The sequence below is a fragment of the Vreelandella venusta genome (assembly GCF_044809155.1).
GTDB lineage: Bacteria > Pseudomonadota > Gammaproteobacteria > Pseudomonadales > Halomonadaceae > Vreelandella > Vreelandella venusta_B.
Genome location: NZ_CP085241.1, coordinates 2,522,359 through 2,540,785, shown reverse-complemented (window position 1 = coordinate 2,540,785; position 18,427 = coordinate 2,522,359). Strand labels below are relative to the sequence as shown.

At 48.6% G+C, this 18,427-nt stretch carries 16 protein-coding genes; 5 read left to right on the top strand and 11 right to left on the bottom strand.

Annotated elements, in window-relative coordinates; all coding sequences use genetic code 11:
* The first annotated feature begins 3 nt into the window (after nt 1-3).
* Both LG301_RS11845 and repC read left to right on the top strand, forming a co-directional pair.
* Complete coding sequence (locus LG301_RS11845; RefSeq protein WP_404471359.1) at nt 4-879, top strand: helicase RepA family protein; 876 nt, start codon at nt 4-6, stop codon at nt 877-879.
* Nucleotides 863-1,747, top strand: coding sequence for a replication protein C, IncQ-type (gene repC, locus LG301_RS11840; protein ID WP_404471358.1), 885 nt, complete (start codon nt 863-865; stop codon nt 1,745-1,747). The genes LG301_RS11845 and repC overlap by 17 nt, the downstream gene beginning before the upstream one ends.
* A 502-nt stretch (nt 1,748-2,249) precedes the next feature.
* Here repC and LG301_RS11835 read toward each other — a convergent pair.
* The 5 genes from LG301_RS11835 to LG301_RS11815 are packed head-to-tail and all read right to left on the bottom strand — an operon-like array spanning nt 2,250 to nt 5,065.
* Nucleotides 2,250-2,444 carry a hypothetical protein gene (locus tag LG301_RS11835; RefSeq protein ID WP_404471357.1) on the bottom strand — a complete coding sequence of 65 codons (195 nt, stop codon included), beginning with the start codon at nt 2,442-2,444 and terminating at the stop codon, nt 2,250-2,252.
* Nucleotides 2,434-3,882: a P-type conjugative transfer protein TrbL gene (trbL, locus tag LG301_RS11830; protein ID WP_404471356.1), complete on the bottom strand. Its 1,449-nt coding sequence runs from the start codon at nt 3,880-3,882 to the stop codon at nt 2,434-2,436. Before trbL ends, LG301_RS11835 begins: the two co-directional genes overlap by 11 nt.
* Nucleotides 3,879-4,085, bottom strand: coding sequence for a hypothetical protein (locus LG301_RS11825; RefSeq protein WP_089691387.1), 207 nt, complete (start codon nt 4,083-4,085; stop codon nt 3,879-3,881). Before LG301_RS11825 ends, trbL begins: the two co-directional genes overlap by 4 nt.
* 10 nt (nt 4,086-4,095) lie before the next feature.
* Nucleotides 4,096-4,848 (bottom strand): P-type conjugative transfer protein TrbJ, encoded by a 753-nt coding sequence (gene trbJ, locus LG301_RS11820; RefSeq protein ID WP_404471355.1) that lies wholly within the window; start codon nt 4,846-4,848, stop codon nt 4,096-4,098.
* Nucleotides 4,841-5,065: a TraK family protein gene (locus tag LG301_RS11815; protein WP_404471354.1), complete on the bottom strand. Its 225-nt coding sequence runs from the start codon at nt 5,063-5,065 to the stop codon at nt 4,841-4,843. Before LG301_RS11815 ends, trbJ begins: the two co-directional genes overlap by 8 nt.
* Before the next feature lie 945 nt (nt 5,066-6,010).
* Here LG301_RS11815 and LG301_RS11810 point away from each other — a divergent pair.
* Complete coding sequence (locus tag LG301_RS11810) at nt 6,011-8,656, top strand: DNA methyltransferase (RefSeq protein WP_404471353.1); 2,646 nt, start codon at nt 6,011-6,013, stop codon at nt 8,654-8,656.
* 89 nt (nt 8,657-8,745) lie between these two features.
* Here LG301_RS11810 and LG301_RS11805 read toward each other — a convergent pair whose 3' ends face one another.
* The 3 genes from LG301_RS11805 to LG301_RS11795 form a co-directional block, all read right to left on the bottom strand.
* The gene (locus tag LG301_RS11805; RefSeq protein WP_404471352.1) at nt 8,746-9,990 is read right to left on the bottom strand and encodes a protein NO VEIN domain-containing protein; all 1,245 of its coding nucleotides are present in this window, start codon (nt 9,988-9,990) and stop codon (nt 8,746-8,748) included.
* Nucleotides 9,991-10,004: 14 nt separating this feature from the next.
* On the bottom strand, nt 10,005-11,006 hold the full coding sequence (locus tag LG301_RS11800; protein ID WP_404471351.1) for a hypothetical protein: 1,002 nt from the start codon (nt 11,004-11,006) through the stop codon (nt 10,005-10,007).
* Nucleotides 11,007-11,840: 834 nt separating this feature from the next.
* The gene (locus tag LG301_RS11795; RefSeq protein ID WP_404471350.1) at nt 11,841-12,317 is read right to left on the bottom strand and encodes a cupin domain-containing protein; all 477 of its coding nucleotides are present in this window, start codon (nt 12,315-12,317) and stop codon (nt 11,841-11,843) included.
* A gap of 133 nt (nt 12,318-12,450) precedes the next feature.
* On the opposite strand from LG301_RS11795, the gene LG301_RS11790 reads away from it, so the two are divergent.
* Nucleotides 12,451-13,194 (top strand): ZIP family metal transporter, encoded by a 744-nt coding sequence (locus LG301_RS11790; RefSeq protein ID WP_404471349.1) that lies wholly within the window; start codon nt 12,451-12,453, stop codon nt 13,192-13,194.
* A gap of 456 nt (nt 13,195-13,650) precedes the next feature.
* Here LG301_RS11790 and nadS read toward each other — a convergent pair whose 3' ends face one another.
* The 3 genes from nadS to LG301_RS11775 form a co-directional block, all read right to left on the bottom strand.
* The gene (gene nadS / locus LG301_RS11785; protein ID WP_404471348.1) at nt 13,651-13,869 is read right to left on the bottom strand and encodes a NadS family protein; all 219 of its coding nucleotides are present in this window, start codon (nt 13,867-13,869) and stop codon (nt 13,651-13,653) included.
* A gap of 469 nt (nt 13,870-14,338) precedes the next feature.
* On the bottom strand, nt 14,339-15,055 hold the full coding sequence (locus LG301_RS11780) for a Crp/Fnr family transcriptional regulator (protein ID WP_404471346.1): 717 nt from the start codon (nt 15,053-15,055) through the stop codon (nt 14,339-14,341).
* Between the two features lie 198 nt (nt 15,056-15,253).
* Nucleotides 15,254-15,973 carry a Crp/Fnr family transcriptional regulator gene (locus tag LG301_RS11775; protein ID WP_404471345.1) on the bottom strand — a complete coding sequence of 240 codons (720 nt, stop codon included), beginning with the start codon at nt 15,971-15,973 and terminating at the stop codon, nt 15,254-15,256.
* A 564-nt stretch (nt 15,974-16,537) separates the two neighbouring features.
* Between LG301_RS11775 and LG301_RS11770 the strand changes: the two genes are divergently transcribed.
* Nucleotides 16,538-18,373: a putative bifunctional diguanylate cyclase/phosphodiesterase gene (locus LG301_RS11770; protein ID WP_404471344.1), complete on the top strand. Its 1,836-nt coding sequence runs from the start codon at nt 16,538-16,540 to the stop codon at nt 18,371-18,373.
* Nucleotides 18,374-18,427: the final 54 nt, after the last annotated feature.

The following is an 18,427-nucleotide window of genomic DNA, read 5'->3' as shown; positions in this document are numbered from 1 at the left end:
GGCATGGCGATTGATCTGATGTGGGCTTTTGAGAATGAACCGCCGCCCTTGGACTTCATCTGGTCCGGCTTTCTATCAGGCACCGTGGGGGCTCTGGTTGCGCCTGGCGCGACAGGAAAAAGCTACTGGGCACTTGAGGCGGCAATGTGTATCGCAAGCAGTGTTCCTGGTGGCGACGTTCTGCAGCTAAATCCATCCAAAACAGGGCGGGTGATCTACCTCGCAGGCGAAGATCCAGAGGCAGTATTGCTGCGGCGTATCCATGCTATTGGCAAGCATCTGAGTCCTGCCGCCAGAGCAGCCATAGCAAAGAATCTAGTGTTGGAGTCGATAATGGGTAAGGGACTCAACATCATGGATGAACGCCACATGCAGAAGATTCTGGACTTTTGCCATGGCGCTCGCTTGATTGTCCTCGACACACTGAGTCGGGTTCACCATCTCGATGAAAACAGCAATGGTGAAATGGCTCAACTGGTGTCTCGTCTGGAACAGATTGCCTATCTCACTGGCGCTTCAGTGCTCTACCTGCACCATGTAAATAAGAACAGTGCCCGAGAAGGCCAAACCGGACAGCAGCAAGCGGCCCGAGGTGCGTCAGCATTGATCGACAATGCTCGCTGGTGCGGCTTTGTCGAACGGATGACGGAGGAGAAGGCTGAGCTGCTAAGTGATCGCACCTTTGATCGTCGCCCAATTGGTGATGACCGGCGTAAGTATTTCTTGCGGTTCGGTACCAGCAAAATTAATTACGGTGAAGAAATGGATGATCGTTGGTACGAGCGCCAAGCAGAAGGCGTGTTGATACCTATCGAGTTAGTCCCTGCCAAACAAGAAAACGCCAAAAAGGGGCGGGCTACGAATGTCTACACCGGCTGAAAGACTCACTCGCGTTGAGTATGCCCGCTGTGACCCTGCTTTATGGCTTGCTTCATTGTTTCGTACCATGTATCGCGGCCGCCGCCCTGGCGGCCTTACAATCGAACATGAGCACAACGGGTTTAAGTTGAAATTCAATGTCTGGCGGGCACTGGATGCCCGCGACCAATCTGTCTTGCTGGCAACGATTGCATTGGCAGGCGTGCTAGGCAGGCAGGAGTTACATGCTGGTATTAGTCATTGCAGAGCACAACAGCTTTGGCAACGGCTGCAACCCGAAGATCTGGCGATGATGGATCAGGCCACCGTGGTCAAAACGACCCGCTACGCGCTATTGCAGGCCTCAGGCATGGCAGATGGCAAGGCCGAATACAATCGGCTGGAGGACTGTCTTGAGCGCCTTAGCATGGTGGGCTGCCGTGCCCGTAAGGACGGCTACGACTGGTCAATGCGCTTGCTGTCCTATGCGGAGACGCCCGAGGGTCAGCTACATATCGCCTTGAATTCCCGCCTTGCCGAGGCGCTATCGGGGCATCATGTCTATGTATCACTCGTTGAACGCCGGGCACTGCTTAGCGATGCCGCTCAGCTCACCCATGCGTGGCTGTCCGCATGGCTGCGGCAGGGAGCCAGCAACAGTATTCGGTTTGACCGGCTGGCTGAAAAGGTCTGGGGGCCGCCCAGCAAGTCTGTTGGCACCAATCGCAAACGCCGAGAACGGATCGGCAAAGCTCTGGATGATATCGGTAAATTGCATGGCTGGGAGGTGCTGGTCGATGGTCGGGGAGCTACTGCGAAAGCGACCATCAAACGCCCACGGTTAGTCGAGCGCGAGTACCGTATCAACGGTCACGCTCTACCGTATTAACAGTCACGCTTTACCGTATTAACGGTCACGTCCATACTCCCAAAAAATCGCTGGAAAGCCCGCCAATACTGGCTTTTAGCGAATCTGATAAAATCCGTACTAGTAGTTACTAAGAACTACTACGCTGCGCGACACAGCCCGCGCCTGGAAGGCGCGAGCTGGCCTTGCTAATTGAACGCCAAAAAGGAAGGCTTTCACCCAGCGCCAGTGCCAAACCCTGACGCTACTTGGGCTAGCTCTTGAGGCCGTTGCAAGGCGGCATCAAAAGAATGCCAGTGACCATAATAATCAGAATATTATTCTTCTTCTTATTATTATGGATGGGATAACCCAGCTGGTTTCGACACCACAGCTGATATCGCCGCCCCTTTTTGGCGTTAAAACACTGGGTAGCGCCCAACATGGTTGGAATATGCCAGTTTAGCGATGGGGTCTGATTATGCGTAGGGGGGTCCGATTATGCGTACCGCCCCTACGCGACAGATAGCCTCAATAACCACGATCAGGCATCAAGGTTGCTGCGGCGATCTTGAAGCTCTGGCCGCCATGAGACGGCTTTCATGATGAAGGGGTAGCATACCGGCAACATCAGCCAGGCTATCCATGAGCCGATGACAGCGAAGCCAACCAGCAACAGCACTATTCCCACCCAGGCTATTAGATACCAAACAGGAGCTTGCGGACGTTTACTGTTCATCGTTTATGCTCCTTGCCGGTGACATGTAGGGCTGCTCTGAGTCGCCATGCTCGCTACTTGCCGATTCAAAGAGGGAGCGATTATGCGTAGCTTGGGGGGTCTGATTATGCGTACTGCGGCCGTCAGAAGGTGACGCAGCTCGGATAGTACCGCTCATGGCACCTGTCTGGCCGCTGTTCTGCTGGCCACCCATATGGGCTGAATCGCCACCGCCTTCCGACATGCCGAGTCGTTCAGCCCGGAGTTTCTGAGCCATAGAGCCGCCGAACGAGCCGTGACTGGCGTTGTAGTCACCCATAATCTTACCGCCAAAGGTTTCACCTGCCGCCTTTGTCAGGTTCTTCATAGTCTTTCCAGCGTGGCCCATGCCCGCAGCGGCACCGCTCGACGACGAGGCAGAGCCCGGCATGGGAAGCGGCCCATTTCCAGCACCTGTAGAGCTACCACCGCCTGGAACTACGGCCGAAGCGAGCGCGCCACTGCCACCGAGCTGTTCACCAGCCAGCTTGGAGGCTTCACGCATGGCCATAGCGCCACCCGCAGCGCCTACAGCAGCACCTACCGCGACAGACCCGGCAGCCCTTGCCATGCCGCCTACAGACGGCGTTGCACTGCCGAGAGAAGCCCCGTTGATGATTCCCTGAACCGCGTCAGGAATCATCTTCACCAGAATGGCCATCATCAACAGCACCCCAATGATGGCGAGGATGGCCCGAAACGACTCATGATCCTGACTCACAGCCCACTGGTGGATAAATTGCTCACCCGCGCCGATGACCAAGAACATCACATAGAGCTTGGCTCCGATGCTGATGGTGTAGGTGATGTACTTTTTGGCGTAATCCGCTGTCCACTGCGAACCGCCAAAACCCAGCAGAACAATGCCTGCTGCCGTGACCACGTACATTTCAGCCAGCACAAAGAAGGCATAAGCAGCAATCAGCGTGTACAGGATGACAACAGGCAGCGCCAGGATGGTGTAGGCGATCCGGCTCAAGCCACTGCCTGCCGAAATAACATCGCCCCCAAGGGTAAATCCCCGTTCCAGGATCTCCGGCACACTAAGGCTCAAGCTAGTACCGGTAGCTTGTCCGCCGATCCAGACCCAGCCCTTGATCATGGTTTCTGCCAATTGTTGACCACCTTGAATCAGAAACAGGAAAAATCCAGTGAAAATCACCAGCCTGACGAACTCTGCCACGAACTCGCCCAGATCAGCATTTCGCAGCACCATTTGACTTGCTGACCAGGTATAGGAAATCACGGCCAGCGATAGCAGTAGCCAGGTAGCTACCTGCTGCAACGGGTCGTACCACAAGGCTACAGAGTCTCGAAATCCCTCCTGAAGGTCGCGTACTATATCGCCATCCGCAGCGGCGACTGGCCCGCTGAGCAGCACCAGGCCAGCATAGAGCAACGGATATAGCCAAGGTCTCATTGCTCATCCTCCCCGACTTCTGAACTGAACAGATCATCGCTGGTGATTGGCCGTTGAGAAGATGGTTCGCTCTCACGTGGAGCGGTGGCACGTTCCCAAGCGGCATCTTCTTCCGCCTTATCGTTCTGCCACAGGGCCGCTGCGGTTGCGATAGTCGCCACCAAGCCAGCAATGACAATCAGAGTTGTGGTATTGGTATTCATGTCTCACTCCTCAAAACAGATCATTGGCCTGGATGGGCTGCTGGGTATCTGGGTTGTTATCACGGGGCGTAACGGCTCGATGCCAAGCGGAGTCATCCTCTGCCTGTCGGTCGATCTGGCCCCCTACATGGCTAGCCTGTAGCTGCATCTGAGCCATTTGTAGTTGCCGGAGCTTCTGGAGCTGTTCCACCTGCATGGCAGCGATAGAGCCCCCAGCTTGGAGAAGCTGATTAGTACCGGCCGCGCTTTCCATTTGCGCTTCAATGGTGCGAAGCGCTGAATCTTCCCGGTCAAATTGCTGGGCCTGGAGACCAGCCGCACGTAGTGCCCCACGCACGCTGTCATGATTAGATTGAGACCAATCTCTGTAGCGCTCTGCCAATGCATCATGGCTGCCTTGCTGGCGTTGAGCGTAGTATTCGAAGTCGCGGTACTCTCGCTGATAGTCCTCGTCGATCTGCCCAGAACTATATGCTACAGCCCGGACGGTGGTGACGATGCTGGCAAGCGCCTGGAGATCCGCCAACGCTTGTTGTTTGATGTGGTTGGGCAGATTACGCATGTTTTCATACATAATTTCATACTGGCGAATTTGATAAGCGAGGTTTTGTGCCTCGCTAATTGCAATATCCAGAAGTTCTGCGTTATTTAAAAGTTGGGTTATTTCTGTTGCTCCGCCAGTGAGTCCACCGCCTCCTGAAAAGCTTGGAGATGAAGCAGTAAAAGTTGCAATTAATAAAAAAGTAGCAGCTCGCTTATTCATCGTTTTTCTCCTTGATATACTTCCTCACATAAACTGAAAACTGGTTGTATTTAATTTGGAGTTCACCCTTGTTGTGTAAAAGAGTCCAAACGTCCATCGCGGTGTAGCCTTGGTTTAAGGCTTCTTCGATCTCATGCATATATTTAAAGAAATTAATTTTCCCATTCCCCATGGGGCTTTTTTTCTTGGCAGCATGGAGTTCTTCTATCAATCCCATAGGCGTAATCCTCGTATTGCACAGTTGGGATGATAAATGCTGGAGACGAGTCAAACACTTACGATATATCGTAAGTTATTGAAAGACGTGTGGTTGGGTCACGTTAATGACACATTAACAACAGTATTAGGACACTTTAGCGACACTAATTAAGTGATGGTTATCAATCTGCCTTTTTATATTGATAAATATTCTATATTCCACGAGTTTATTGGTTGGATTGTCAGTTTTTGATGAAGGTGTCGCTATGCGGGCACAATATTGTAGCTTTGGATGCGGGCAGGATGTGTAATTGCTATACCGCCGCAAGCGTCGGCATAGCAAATACCTCGAACTTACTCGCCTGGTGGGCTCGACGCTTTCCTGCCTAACGATGGGGAGTGTTCTTAACAAAAAAATTAAGAAAAATTTTTAAGGATTTGAACTAGATCTTCAATATGCTAAAAGTTGTCGATATGGTTAAGAAAGACGTACCTGATGATCTTTGGGGTATCGTTGAACCCTTATTGCTGTAAATGTCGCCCTAGCCCAACGGAGGCAGGCCGCAAGTTTCCAATTGTGCTGCCTTGAACAGACATCCTGTTCGAACTGAAGTCTGGGTTTCTTGAGAGGGAGATGCCCCCCTTAACGGATTGTGTGAGACACAGGCAGACATCGCGCCTTGGATGAGGCCGGTGTCTGGGAGGGTGTACCTAAGCCTTGTTGGAGACCTAAAGTTGACGGGCCGAGGGTATTGCTGTCATTACTGTATAGGCAGTGCCTTTATCAAGGCAATAAAGAGGTATCTGCTACCAGGCTAAACCCAAGAGGCCGATGGCGACTGGTCACAAATCGACGCCTGTTATAGCTATCTCACTGATGCAATTTTTGATACCGAACGGTTGTTATTCAAAAAAGAACAATGTAGTCTTTGTGACTACATTGTTCTTTTTTTGAGGCTGTCTGATGGGTACTTCAATTCATTTTCCTGCATCCAAAGAGCCTGATGGCAAACGCAAAGTTCTAAAACTACGTGCCAATGATGTAGATGAGGATATTCGGGGCCAGATTACTTGCATGTCAAGTTCAGAAATTAGAGAGCTTCTAGGCGTTACCTCTTATGAAGAATTGCGTTTGAAAGCAGAGAAAGAAATGAGAAGCGTCAATTCACAGGTGTTATCAATATTAAAGAGAAAGTTAACAAAAAAGAGCCAACCAGGGTTAGACAAATCAGTGGCACGATCTGGAACATACAGCGGTGGAAAAGGAGACTTTTTTCACGATCTTTTCCCCTACCTAGAAGCTTTTTCACCAAAGTTTGTTGAAGACTTAGCAAGAAAGTACAAAGATAATGCTACTGTAATTCTTGATCCATTTGGAGGGTGCGGTACAACACCCTTGACTTTTACTTCAGGTAATGAGGATAGAAAGGCGTATTACTGTGAAATTAATCCAGTAATGCAGCGGGTTATTGAATTAAAAGAAATTTTTAGAAGTCTTTCTGAAAAAAGCAGGGTGAAACTTAAAGAGAGTATTAAAACCTACTTGCAGTCATTTGATGCAAATTTTATTTCTATAAAAGAAGATGATTTATTAAAGGATTCTTACCCAAAAGTATTTGAGAAATCGGAAATTTTTTCAGAAACAACACTTTCTCAAGTTTTAAAAATGAAAACAGAAATTACTAGGCTACAATGCACTAATGAGCCTTTAGGAAATGCACTCGAAATTGCGGTTCTATCATCCTTAGTTCCCGCATCTAATATGCAGCGGGCAGGAGATCTCAGGCGGAAGCGTCCTAAGGAGAGAGAGCGTATATCTGCTAATGTTTATAAGCATGTATATGATGCTTTAAACAAAATTGAATTTGGCATAAGTGATTTTTATTCTCAGAAAACAAATTCTGTTCTTTTATCTTCTGATTCGAGAGGGCTTGCTGATATACCGTCAGTTAATGCTGATATAGTGATAACTTCTCCACCGTATCTAAATGGCACGAATTATTTTAGAAATACTAAAATTGAATTATGGTTTATAGGAGCCATAAAAGAAAAAGGGGATCTAGGAAGTCTTAGGGATAAAGCAATAACAGCAGGCATCAATGATGTCCGAGGTGTTAGAAGTAAAAAAAACCCAAGTGGTTTTGTCTTCGATAGCTTGTCAGAGTGCCTTATAGGTTTAGATGAGCACGCTTATGATAGTCGAATACCAAAGATGGTGAGGTGGTATGCTCATGATCTTAATCAGGCCTTACTAGGTACTATCTCTCATTTAAAAGATGAAGGCGTGATTGCCGTTGATATAGGAGATTCTGTTTATAGTGATATCAAAGTTCCGACCGATAAGCTAGTGGTTGAGATATTGCAAAAAAATGGATGTGAAATTATTGAGCAAATATTAATCCGAGAAAGGATGTCCCGCAGTGGGAAAAAAGTTAAGCAAGTATGCATTGTTGCAACCAAGAAGCCTAAAATTGATAAGCTAGACACTACTGATGTAAAAAAAGCATCATGGACTAACTTTAAGGAAAGAATAAGTAATCTAAGTGAGGCTCATTCTAAAAGAAATTGGGGCCATAGCTCTCATTCTCTTTGTAGCTATCAAGGGAAGCTTAAGCCTGCGATTGGGAATATTTTGGTCGACTCTTTCGTGCCTCAAGGTGGGACTTTTTTGGATCCTTTTTCCGGTGTGGGAACTATTCCTTTTGAGGGGGCGCTTGCTGGTAAAAAATCCTATGGGTTAGACCTTAGTCCAGCAGGCGTTGCGATTAGCCGTGCAAAAGTATGGGCTCCACAAAAGAATGAAGTTGAACATTATTTTCGTAAATTATGTGACTATATTGAGGAAAATAAAGAAAAGCAGAGCTTTAATCAATGGTTTCCTGATTTTAACAAGAATTTAATTGAATATTATCATGAAGATACACTTCGTGAAATATTGGCAGCTCGTGAATGGTTTTCTATGCATCATCCATGGAATCAGCCAGTATCTTTACTTTTGGCTTCTACAATGCATGTGTTACACGGTAACCGTCCATATGCATTAAGCCGAAGGTCTCATCCGGTGACGCCATTTGCTCCTACTGGAGAAGTCATCTACAAATCTGTAAAGCAAAAAATTTGGCAAAAAGTTGATAAAGTTTTAAATGCAAAACTCCCTAGTGATTTTGTCAACGGAACTATTTTTGAAACGGATGCCACTAAATGCTGGCCAGAAGAAGTCGATCTTCTCGATGCTGTTATCACATCACCACCGTTCTTTTCTTCCACTAGATTTTATTCTGCAAATTGGATAAGGCTCTGGTTTTCTGGTTGGGATGAGTTTGCTTTTAAAGCTGGTGGCAAGCAGTTCTTAGAAACTAAGCAATTGAATGGTTTTAGTTGTTACGATGGGATATTTAGACAAAGTAAAGAGCGCTTGAAAAAAGACGGTGTTTTGCTTCTTCACCTTGGTAAAAGCCATAAATGTGACATGGCAGTTGAGTTATCAAAGCACGCTAAGTATTGGTTCAAATCTGCGGAACTATTCGTAGAAGATGTGGCACATTGTGAAACACATGGGGTTAGTGGGACAGGTGCAGTGACAGATCATCAATACTTACTTTTATATTGATGGTTTCTAATGAAAGCCAGCCTGTTTGAGAAGGTTGGCTTTCATTTATGCAAGACATCGTAAAGCTTTTAGAGATTTCACTAATTTTTTCAATGTGTAGCTTTTTGCCAGCTTCCCTTAGTAATAGTGTAGCTTTGAATTGAGGTTTTTGTTATTTTTGCTTTATTAGCTGGATCTTGCAAGAAGGTTACGCATGGGGAGTCGAGCGCTATATTTTCTACTAACGCGAGTACATAGTTTGAACCGTGTTTTTTCGCTGCGCTATATTCTGTTTCGGTAAGGCTGATTGTTCCCAGCGTTTTCAGACTGCTTTTAACCTCGATCAGCATTGCTTTATTATCCTTGCGAGCCCAAAGATCAAAACCATAGCCGCGCCGATTAGTATAAAAGGCTACTAGCCAACCCTGTGAGCGAAGGACTTTAGCAACGAAACTCTCAGCATCTGCTCCAACATTGCTTGCTGGTGCAGATGGAGGTGCAAGAAGGTCAACTGATTCAGCAGGTTCAGGAATTCTGAGTTCAGGCTTGGTAGTTGTTATCTTGGTCTTCGCAGGTTTGACACGGGAAGTTGTCCAGTTTTCTACAAGGCGTAAACATGTGCCGTCTCGAACCATGCTTGTACCAAGAGAGAATAGCGAGAAGATATGCAGGCCCACATCTCGCCAGTTTGCATATTCCTTGTCACCGGGCATCCTTCTTCTAACTTCATAATGCAGCTCATCTTGCTCAGACGGTTTAAGCATCCGGTATTGGATAATGGCATCTATTGCCCAATCAACCTCATCTATGTGCCTGATCCGAGAAACAAAAAAGTCGAACTCGTTGCGGTCAATATATCCTTCACATTGTCTTAGAACACTCTTAGTGGCCTCATACACTTTTACATTAAACTCATGGTATTGTTCTGCGCGCTTCTGAGAGTACCCAGGCTCATTCGCAAAACTAATGTTTGATAGTACAGTTTCAAGAGTCTTTGCTGGATCTTGGGAAAAGGCTAGTGCGCGCCCATTTCGCGTCAGCTCTACTTCTCGCCAGCTTCTCCCATTTGTGCGTCGTAGCAGCTGAAGCGGCTGATCCATTGCCAAAAGGTGGTGGCGGCGAAGGTGAAGGCCAGGGTCAGCTGCTGAGATCTCTGTAATTGTTGCCATGCGCTGATAGTCTTGTTCGTTGAGCTCCATGCTTGCCCCGGAACTACGCTTTTCTAGATAATCGGCTATGCCCAACAGCCATGACAAAGCAATATGTAAACGCGTAATAATAAACCAACCACGATCTCCACGGTCGCTTTCGTCGAGACGGCTTACTAGTAGTTCTCTTACTTTATCTAAACTCATTTATTGGTAACCTTTTATTGCAAGTCATCCGCCTGTTTTTTCCAGTCCGGTGAGATTTTTAAACTAACGTTGAGAAAGTCAAACCCTGTTTTACTCAGAATACGGTTTCGTAATCTTAAAAGCTCTTGTGGATGGCGAGAAAATTTTTCAAATAAGGATTCAATGAAGGTCGCATCATGGAGCTTTTGAATAGCCTCGGGATTAAATATTGGCTGACCAGCCATAAGGCGGTGTTCAATTCCGGTCAGCGCCGATAAGCGCCTAATTTCCACATCGGTGTAATAGATTCCTGGCCACTTCTCAGCTTTTGCACCATTATGTTCGCGACAGAGTAGCGTAGCGTTATTTGTTGTAAGTGGCCAGAGATAATAGACTGGTAAAGTATGATCAAGATTTCCTTCTTTCTTGGCTACACCAGCTGCAAGATCGTCTGAAAGATCAACGTCGCACTTGAAGCATCTATTACCAAATCGGTCATAGATTGCAGTCATATCCATTTTGGTCTGATCTTCAAAATGCGTATATAATCTGCGTTTCTGACTGGCTTCACGATGCTGTTCAACTAGGCGGGTTTGATTTTTAATACCGTTATAAACCTGCTTACAGGTTTGGCACTCACTCTGACGGCCTGTGCGACGGCCTTTGTGAGAGTCAAAAAGATCGAAAGGTTTCAGAGCCCCACAAACGACGCAGTATTTAAACTCTTTGGCTTCGCCGACGTAATCATCATGCAAGATTTCGAAAAGACCTTCTTCGATTAGAGAATTATTCCGTGTATCTACGAGTTTATAGTCATAGAGTGCGGTTGTTTCGCCTGCTTTATGCACAAAGCCGCAAGTGGAACATTCGTATTCAAAATCTGGATCTATCGCTTCTTCTTGAATAAATAAAAAATTTGTACATTCTTTGTTTAGACACTGAAACCCACGAAATGTCTTATCACCCTTACCTTTCACATGGGACGGATTTGAAAAATTGGTTCGTTCGACCTTAGTGTAAGCAGTTCGTCTAGTCATTTTTTATACATTATTCCGTTGAGGATTTAAGAGATACATATTAATACGAACCAAATTTGTGTCTGACCTAATGGATGAGATTACAAGGGCCATCCAATATAAAGTCTGCCGCAGCGCGTTCTGGGTTGAACATTTCATCGTGGGCGGTCGCATGGCCTAGTCATACCATGCTAAATAGTCGCTTATCGGTACAATACCGGTACACACTTAAATTTTCCATTGCATGCTCAGATTACGCTAAATTACTGATTAAAGAGGACTGTGTTTTTCGCAAAATTACGGCTAATTTCCTTTATTTCTCAGTAACTTATTGTTATAGTAGCCAACTCATAATCCCTTGGTCGTAGGTTCAAGTCCTACTGGGCCCACCATTAAAATCACTTGGCTACAGAGATTAGAGCTTGGTTGCCAATGCGCGTCAATCTGGCAATCACACTACCTCGTCGTGTCGGATCAGCACGAGCATATCGGCTTGTCACGGTAAGCGATGAATGCCCCAGTAAATCCCTGATGCTCGTTAGCGACTCCCCTTTGTTAGTCTGAAAACGTGTGTTTGGGCTTAAGGCCTATAACGCCATTGAATGCATCTTCTTGGTGTTGGGCTTCCGCCTTTAGTGCCTACTGCCTTGCCTCTCCTTCTGTACGAAAGGTTCTTTGAGTGCGCTGGCCGTTGATCTTTGCGCGGACAATCCACGTACCTCTGTCTTTCCTTTATGGAACGGTGTACCCCATTTTCGATCCTCTTTTAACTGAGGATCCGAATCGTACACACCTATACCCATAATACATCCACAAGCAACTGGTGAGGCAGCGTTACCGCCGCGACATCAAAAGCTAGATTGAGCACGAGTTTGAACCCGACGGACAGGGCAGTCGAAGTCGAGTATTTCCAAAAGCAGTCAACACATTAAGATGCCCACTGCGATGCAGGGTCATTCGCCAGGCGTCTGCCTGGTCTTTCGTTTCGTGTTCAGTGCCGGGTGCGTGCTCTGGCGGGCAATACGTGGTGTAGAGTTTGAGTTTAACACTGCCAGTATTGTGGAAGTTATGGAACACACCAGAAGGCACGATGCTGACTTCCCCAGCATGCACAGACACCGTGGTCTCACCGATTGTTGCCTTACCTTCACCTTCGACAAAATAAAGCAGTTGATCATGGCCTTGGTGGACTTCCCCGCCGATTTCGCCGCCGACGGGAATTGCCATCAGTACTAACTGGGTGTTGTCGCCAGTCCAGATAACGTGACGAAACTCTTCGTTTTCCTTGACCATCTTCACAATGGGCAGCGTGGTTTTACGCACTTCTTTCATATAGCGATCCTCCAGTTAAGATGTGAAAGTACCGTAACATGTATCCCATTTTATTCTAACTATATCGCCTTTTTGTTTTTTGATAGGGTGCTAAATTGAATAACGTAATTCTTTTATAGAATTGGAGTGTATTATGTCTGTTGAGGTGACCGTTTGGATCGTGTTTATTGCCGCGATGATTACTGCTCTTGCAACCGGCTTAGGTGCACTGCCGTTTCTTTTTGTGAGGCAGTTCAGTCCTCGCTGGCTTAGCCTTTTTAACGCGCTTGCCGCCGGGCTAATGCTGGCTGCCAGTCACAGCCTCGTCAGTGAAGGTAGCGGAGATGCCCCTTGGTTAACCTTGTTGGGCATGGCGCTAGGGCTATTGCTCGTCGTGGTCTCGGATAAAGTTATTTCCCGCCGAGGCGCGCCGGATGTTAGCGAATTGAGCGGTGCGAATGCACGCAAGGCTCTTCTCATTCTTGGGATTATGACTATTCATTCTTTCGCCGAAGGGATTGGCGTGGGGGTCTCTTACGGCGGCGGGGAATCGCTCGGTATGTTCATTAGCGCCGCGATTGCCATTCACAATATCCCTGAAGGGTTGGCTATCAGCCTGGTTTTGATTCCACGCGGCATGTCGGTTTTAAAAGCCGGAGGTTGGAGTATTTTTACTAGCCTTCCACAGCCGCTGATGGCAGTTCCCGCGTTTTTGATTGTTACCTGGTTTGCGCCTTTTTTGCCTGTAGGCCTGGGTATTGCCGCTGGTGCTATGATGTGGATGGTCTTCGCTGAATTGCTCCCCGATGCACTTAAAGATGCCTCGTCTGAAGCCGTTGCTACCACCGTTGTGCTTGCGTTTTTTTGCATGTATGCCTTCCAGTACGCCATACATTAAAAGGCTGCTATTGATTTTCAGTGGTTGTCGGTAAGCGTACTTGAGGACATGTGGAACACTTTGATTTGTGGCGTGACATTTCGAGCGCTATAAACGGCCCTTATTACTGATTATGCTTGATTACGGGCAAGCCAATGATTGCAGCGCCTGGTGGCTTTGACCAGGCTGCCAAAGAGGCATTGAACCGTATAGGGGTGCAGGTGGGAGCCAACCAGTGCAGAAAAAGCTTATCAGGCGGGCCGTACACAAATTCTGGCGCGGGTAGTGGTCAAAGTAAAAGGCCGATTTAATCGGCAGATTGCCTACGGCAAACACCACTTGAGTATCGAACGATATTCTTCATGAATATTAGCTAGATATTGACATTGCATTCGTACTGTAAAAAAAAGCGCTAATGCGAAGCAAGTTCGTTGAAAAAGGCTGGATTGTCCTGAATCGTCGCCAGTACCTTAGCCGCTAGCCCTGAGGGTTACGTCGCTTGGTTTCCCAGGTTTTGATGGTGTCCACGCTGGTTTCCATAGCTTCAGCAAACTCAGCCTGAGAAACATGGAGCTTAGCGCGGATAGATTTCACATCAGCCACTTCATGACGTGTGATGCGGCTGGCCTGCGCTTTACCTTGTTTGATCTCAACGGCTTCCTGCAGTGAAGATTGCAGTTCGTCAAAGATGCTCATTTGGAAACCTCCCCTGTCAATTGGTGGGTCAGTGTTTTCAGTGCGGTCTTAAACTCAATCGCATGGCTCACCTTCAGTTGTCCTTCCGCCAAAGCTTTGCTAGGCGTACATAGTACATTTTTTCGTTTTCTGTCTACCTATTTAGCGTAAGCAAAGTGACCCCCCTTGGTCGTAGGTTCAAGTCCTACTGGGCCCACCAATTTTCAACGACTTCCCCGCGCGTTACCCCTTCTTAGCTGTACCTTTCCTTAAAGTGTCTACAAAGTGTCCACGCACTAGAATTTTGGCCCGTACGTTATGGCTTGCGCTAGCCCGTATGTGACGGTTTGCGGTTGTGTGTACGGATCGGCTATCCGTCTGGTGGCATGTATAGCAGCTCGACGTGATAGCGTTGTTAGCAAAGTCGTATGGGAAGGGTGTTGCAGGAAAAAAGGAGGGCTAAAGCGGCTATTGCCGATTTAAAATGCTGCTAGTACTCGGTTGCTAATACCCGGTTATATAGCGTGCAATCTTCGATGTAACACTCGCAGGAGGCTTCAATCAGGCCGGGCCGGTCAAGCACGGTAATTTCACCGCGGTGATAGCGAATTAAGCCGCGCGACTGCAGGGCAATGGCGGCTATCGTAATGCCGGCTCGGCGCACCCCTAACATCATGGCGAGAAAGTCGTGGGTTAACTGTAATTGATCGGAGCCAGCACGATCCTGCGTCATCAATAGCCAACGGGCCAGACGGGGCTCAATGCGGTGAAAGTGATCGCAGGCGGCAGACTTCGCGAATTGATACATCACGACATAAAGGTAGCTTTTAAGCCGTTGATACAGCACGGGGCTTTCAGCTAATAGCTGCTGGAACCGGGTGGCATCGATGCGCAGGGCGGTACCAGCCCCTTGAACGAGCGCTAGTAACGGTACTTCATCAACGCCTAGAACCAGCGAGGTGCCCAACATGCCTTCTCTACCCACCATCGCGACTTCAAGCTGGCTGTCAGCGTCGATAGTGGCGATAAGCGAAATAAAGCTATCAATAGGAAAGTAGACGTGGGAAACCGTATCACCGGACTGGAACAGTACCTCGCCAAAGGCAAGTTCTACAGTGTCGCAGGCAGCTAGGCAGGCACTTCGCTCACGCTCTGGAAGTGTAGCGAGTAGCTGATTCATCATGGGGATGTGAACCACGGAAGTCATTGGCCTCTCCGGTTGTAAAAACCTGGCAAACGGCACAATGAGGGGAAGCTATCATTTCAATGTCGGCTGCTGCAGATATAGCGCTATAAATCGTGCTATATCTGCATATTAACACTCGGTGAATCACGCGTCGGCACGCTAGCGTACACAACAGGGTAATGCGTTGACTGCGGTGGTTTACAGCATGCGTTTAGCGAATCACATAACCTCGTATTGATTGAGTAGGCGGTCGTATTCGCCCTTAACCACCGCGTAACACTCGCACACACGTGACTCCAGCGCGTGCCTGTCGGTCACCGTGATATGCCCACGGTTGTAGGAAATGAGCCCCGCCCTCTGTAGCTTACCGGCGGCTTCGGTCACTCCCTCGCGACGCACGCCCAGCATGTTGGCGATTAATTCTTGAGTCATGACCAGTTTATCTCCCGGTAGTCGGTCAAGACTAAGCAGCAGCCAGCGGCATAGCTGCTGATCAACGCAGTGGTGGCGGTTGCAAACGGCTGTCTGCGCCATCTGCGTTAATAGCGCTTGGGTGTAGCGCAGTAGCAAACGCTGCATCGGCCCAGCGCGGTAGAACTCGTTTTTTAGCAGCTGGCCCTTAAGCCGATACGCCTGCCCAGCGCTCTGTACGATGGCCCGGCTGGGCGTTGTTTCTCCCCCCATAAACAGTGAAACACCGACGACCCCTTCATGGCCGACCACAGCAATCTCCGTTGAGGCTCCGTTCTCCATCACGCACAGCAGCGAGACGATAGAATCAATTGGAAAGTAGACGTGGCTCATTTGCTGGCCTGATTCGCATAACGATTGGCCTAGCGTCAGGGTGATCTTCTCCAAATGCGGCTGTAGGCGATTCAGCTCATCTTCTGGCAGCATGCCAAGCAGTGAGTTCTGGTGAAAATTACGCGTTTTAAGCATTGAATACCCCCCGTTATTCCGAGCTGTCGCGCAGTGTTTGTGGCGGACGCCTATCAGTGTCAGCCGATTTTTTATTGTTATAGGGCCATCCCAAGGCAATAGGCGTGCCGCCATTAAGTATAGAGAGCCAAAAGAGCATGACTGTACGCTAGCGCACATAGCGTTTTTTGGCGCGCTAATAAATAGCGCATTTTTTTAAAGGGCAGCCATGGAGAATCATTTGTCTCCCATGTTCGCCAGCGCACGGTGAGACGCTGAGTTAGCCACTAGTATCAGTTTCAGTGAGGCAACGGAGATGCCTAAACAGGATGTTGCACTTTGCGCTGCAGGGAATGCAGCGCCACCCTTTTATCACTCGTTAGCCATTCATTGCTTCTAATTCCAATCAAAGGCGTCATGGGGTGCAGGTAAAAATGCGCTCTATGTGCGCTTGCGCACAGAAGCAGAGCGGATGGCTCTCATAGAGTCGAATTAGTGGCAGCCATATCGCCACTACCAGTGCATGAAGGGCATTCAGAGTCTTAATGGATAGGGATACTGGTTTTTATAAAAAGGAGCAGGCCCGTGGCATCAAAAGCGACCACATTAAGCGGCATCTGCCAAGACAGTTATCATCAAAAGCGTGAGGGGCGTACTGAGACACATCCTGTCGACGCGCGATTACGTGACGCCGAAGCAGCCCTGCAAGCTGTGAAGGAGTGGGCCCAGGTAACCCTGGACTCGATCGGTGATGCGGTAGTGACGACCGATTTAGCCTGTCGGGTTACGTATATGAACCGCGTGGCAGAGAGCCTGACGGGGTGGTCAAGCGTCAATGCGTTGGGTAAACCCTTGGCTCAGGTTTTAATGCTGGTTGACGGAAAAACGCTTTTAACAGCCACGAACCCGGCACAGCGCGCGATGGAAGAAAACCGCACCGTTGGCTTGGCGATTGATTGTGTGCTTATTCGCCAAGATGGCAGCCAGCTTGAAATTGAAGATTCAGCGGCGCCTATCCATGACCAAGATGGCTGTATAAAAGGGGCCGTGATTGTTTTCCACGATGCCTGCCAGTCGCCCACTCAGTCGTCTAAGCTTGCCTATCAGGCGCAGCATGATCCGCTTACCGGCCTGCCTAATCGTATCTTGCTGTCAGAACGCCTCTCCCGGGCAATAGGTTTAGCAAAGCGCCATCAGCACCAAGTGGCGCTTATGTATCTGGATCTTGATGCGTTTAAACCCATTAACGACTCTTTAGGCCACGGAGTGGGGGATCGCTTATTACAGTCGGTGGCAGACCGCCTCAGCCAATGTGTTCGAGATACCGACACGATATGCCGGCAGGGAGGCGACGAGTTTGTGGTGCTGCTAAGTGAAATTGAAAAGCCTCAGGATGCCATAACGCTTGCCCAGAAAATTCTTAGCGCGCTGGATGAGCCGCACCGAATTGGTAAACACGAGCTGCGCATTACCACCAGTATCGGCATTAGCCTCTATCCCGACCACGGTATCGATGCCTGCACGCTGCTGAATAATGCCGACACAGCCATGTACCACGCAAAAAGTAGCGGATGCAATCACTACCAGCTATTTAGCGCCAATATGAATGCGTTGGTAGAGCAGCGCAGCCATATTGAGTCGCAGCTACAGCGGGGCTTAAAGGACGGTGCGCTATTTCTCGATTTTCAGCCCAGGATTGAACTCGCTACAGGTAAGCTAATGTGTGCCGAAGCGTTAGTGCGTTGGCGGAATCCCACGTTGGGGCTTATGCAACCATCGACTTTTTTACCCGTTGCGGAAACCCATGGTCTGATTGTCCCAATTGGGCATTGGGTGCTGCATGAGGCGTGCCGCCAACTGCAGGCGTGGCGTGACGAAGGTATTGAGATCGTGCCCATCGCGGTGAATATGTCGGTCATTGAATTACACGATAAACGCTTGGCTGCCTATGTTGCCGATGTATTGGCTAACACAGGCGTCGAAGCCCGTTTTTTAGAAGTGGAGGTGTCAGGCAGTAGCCTTGTACACCACCAAAATGATGTCACGATCTCAACGCTTTCGGCATTAAGGGCGTTAGGCATACGGATTGCGATGGATGACTTCGGTGCCGGGGATACCAGCCTGACGCATTTGCAGCGCTTTCCTCTTGATACCATTAATATTGCCCCCTGCTTTGTGCAAGAGATGCTCAATAATCTCGAAAACGCCAGTTTTACCAGGGCGCTTATCAGCTTTGGCCAGCAGTTGTCACTGCGGGTGATTGCCAAGGGTGTCGAGACAACCGCGCAGTTTGAACATCTTAAGTTGCATGGGTGCGATGGCGCTCAGGGCTTTTTATTCAGTAAGCCGCTATCGGCAAACGATTTTCGGTTATTGCTTGGCGCCTCGCCGCTCTCTGACCGTTTCAACTCTACGGGCTAGGAGTGTTGACAGGCTAGGTGGGGGGGGAGGCGATAAAAAAGCCGGGCACCTATG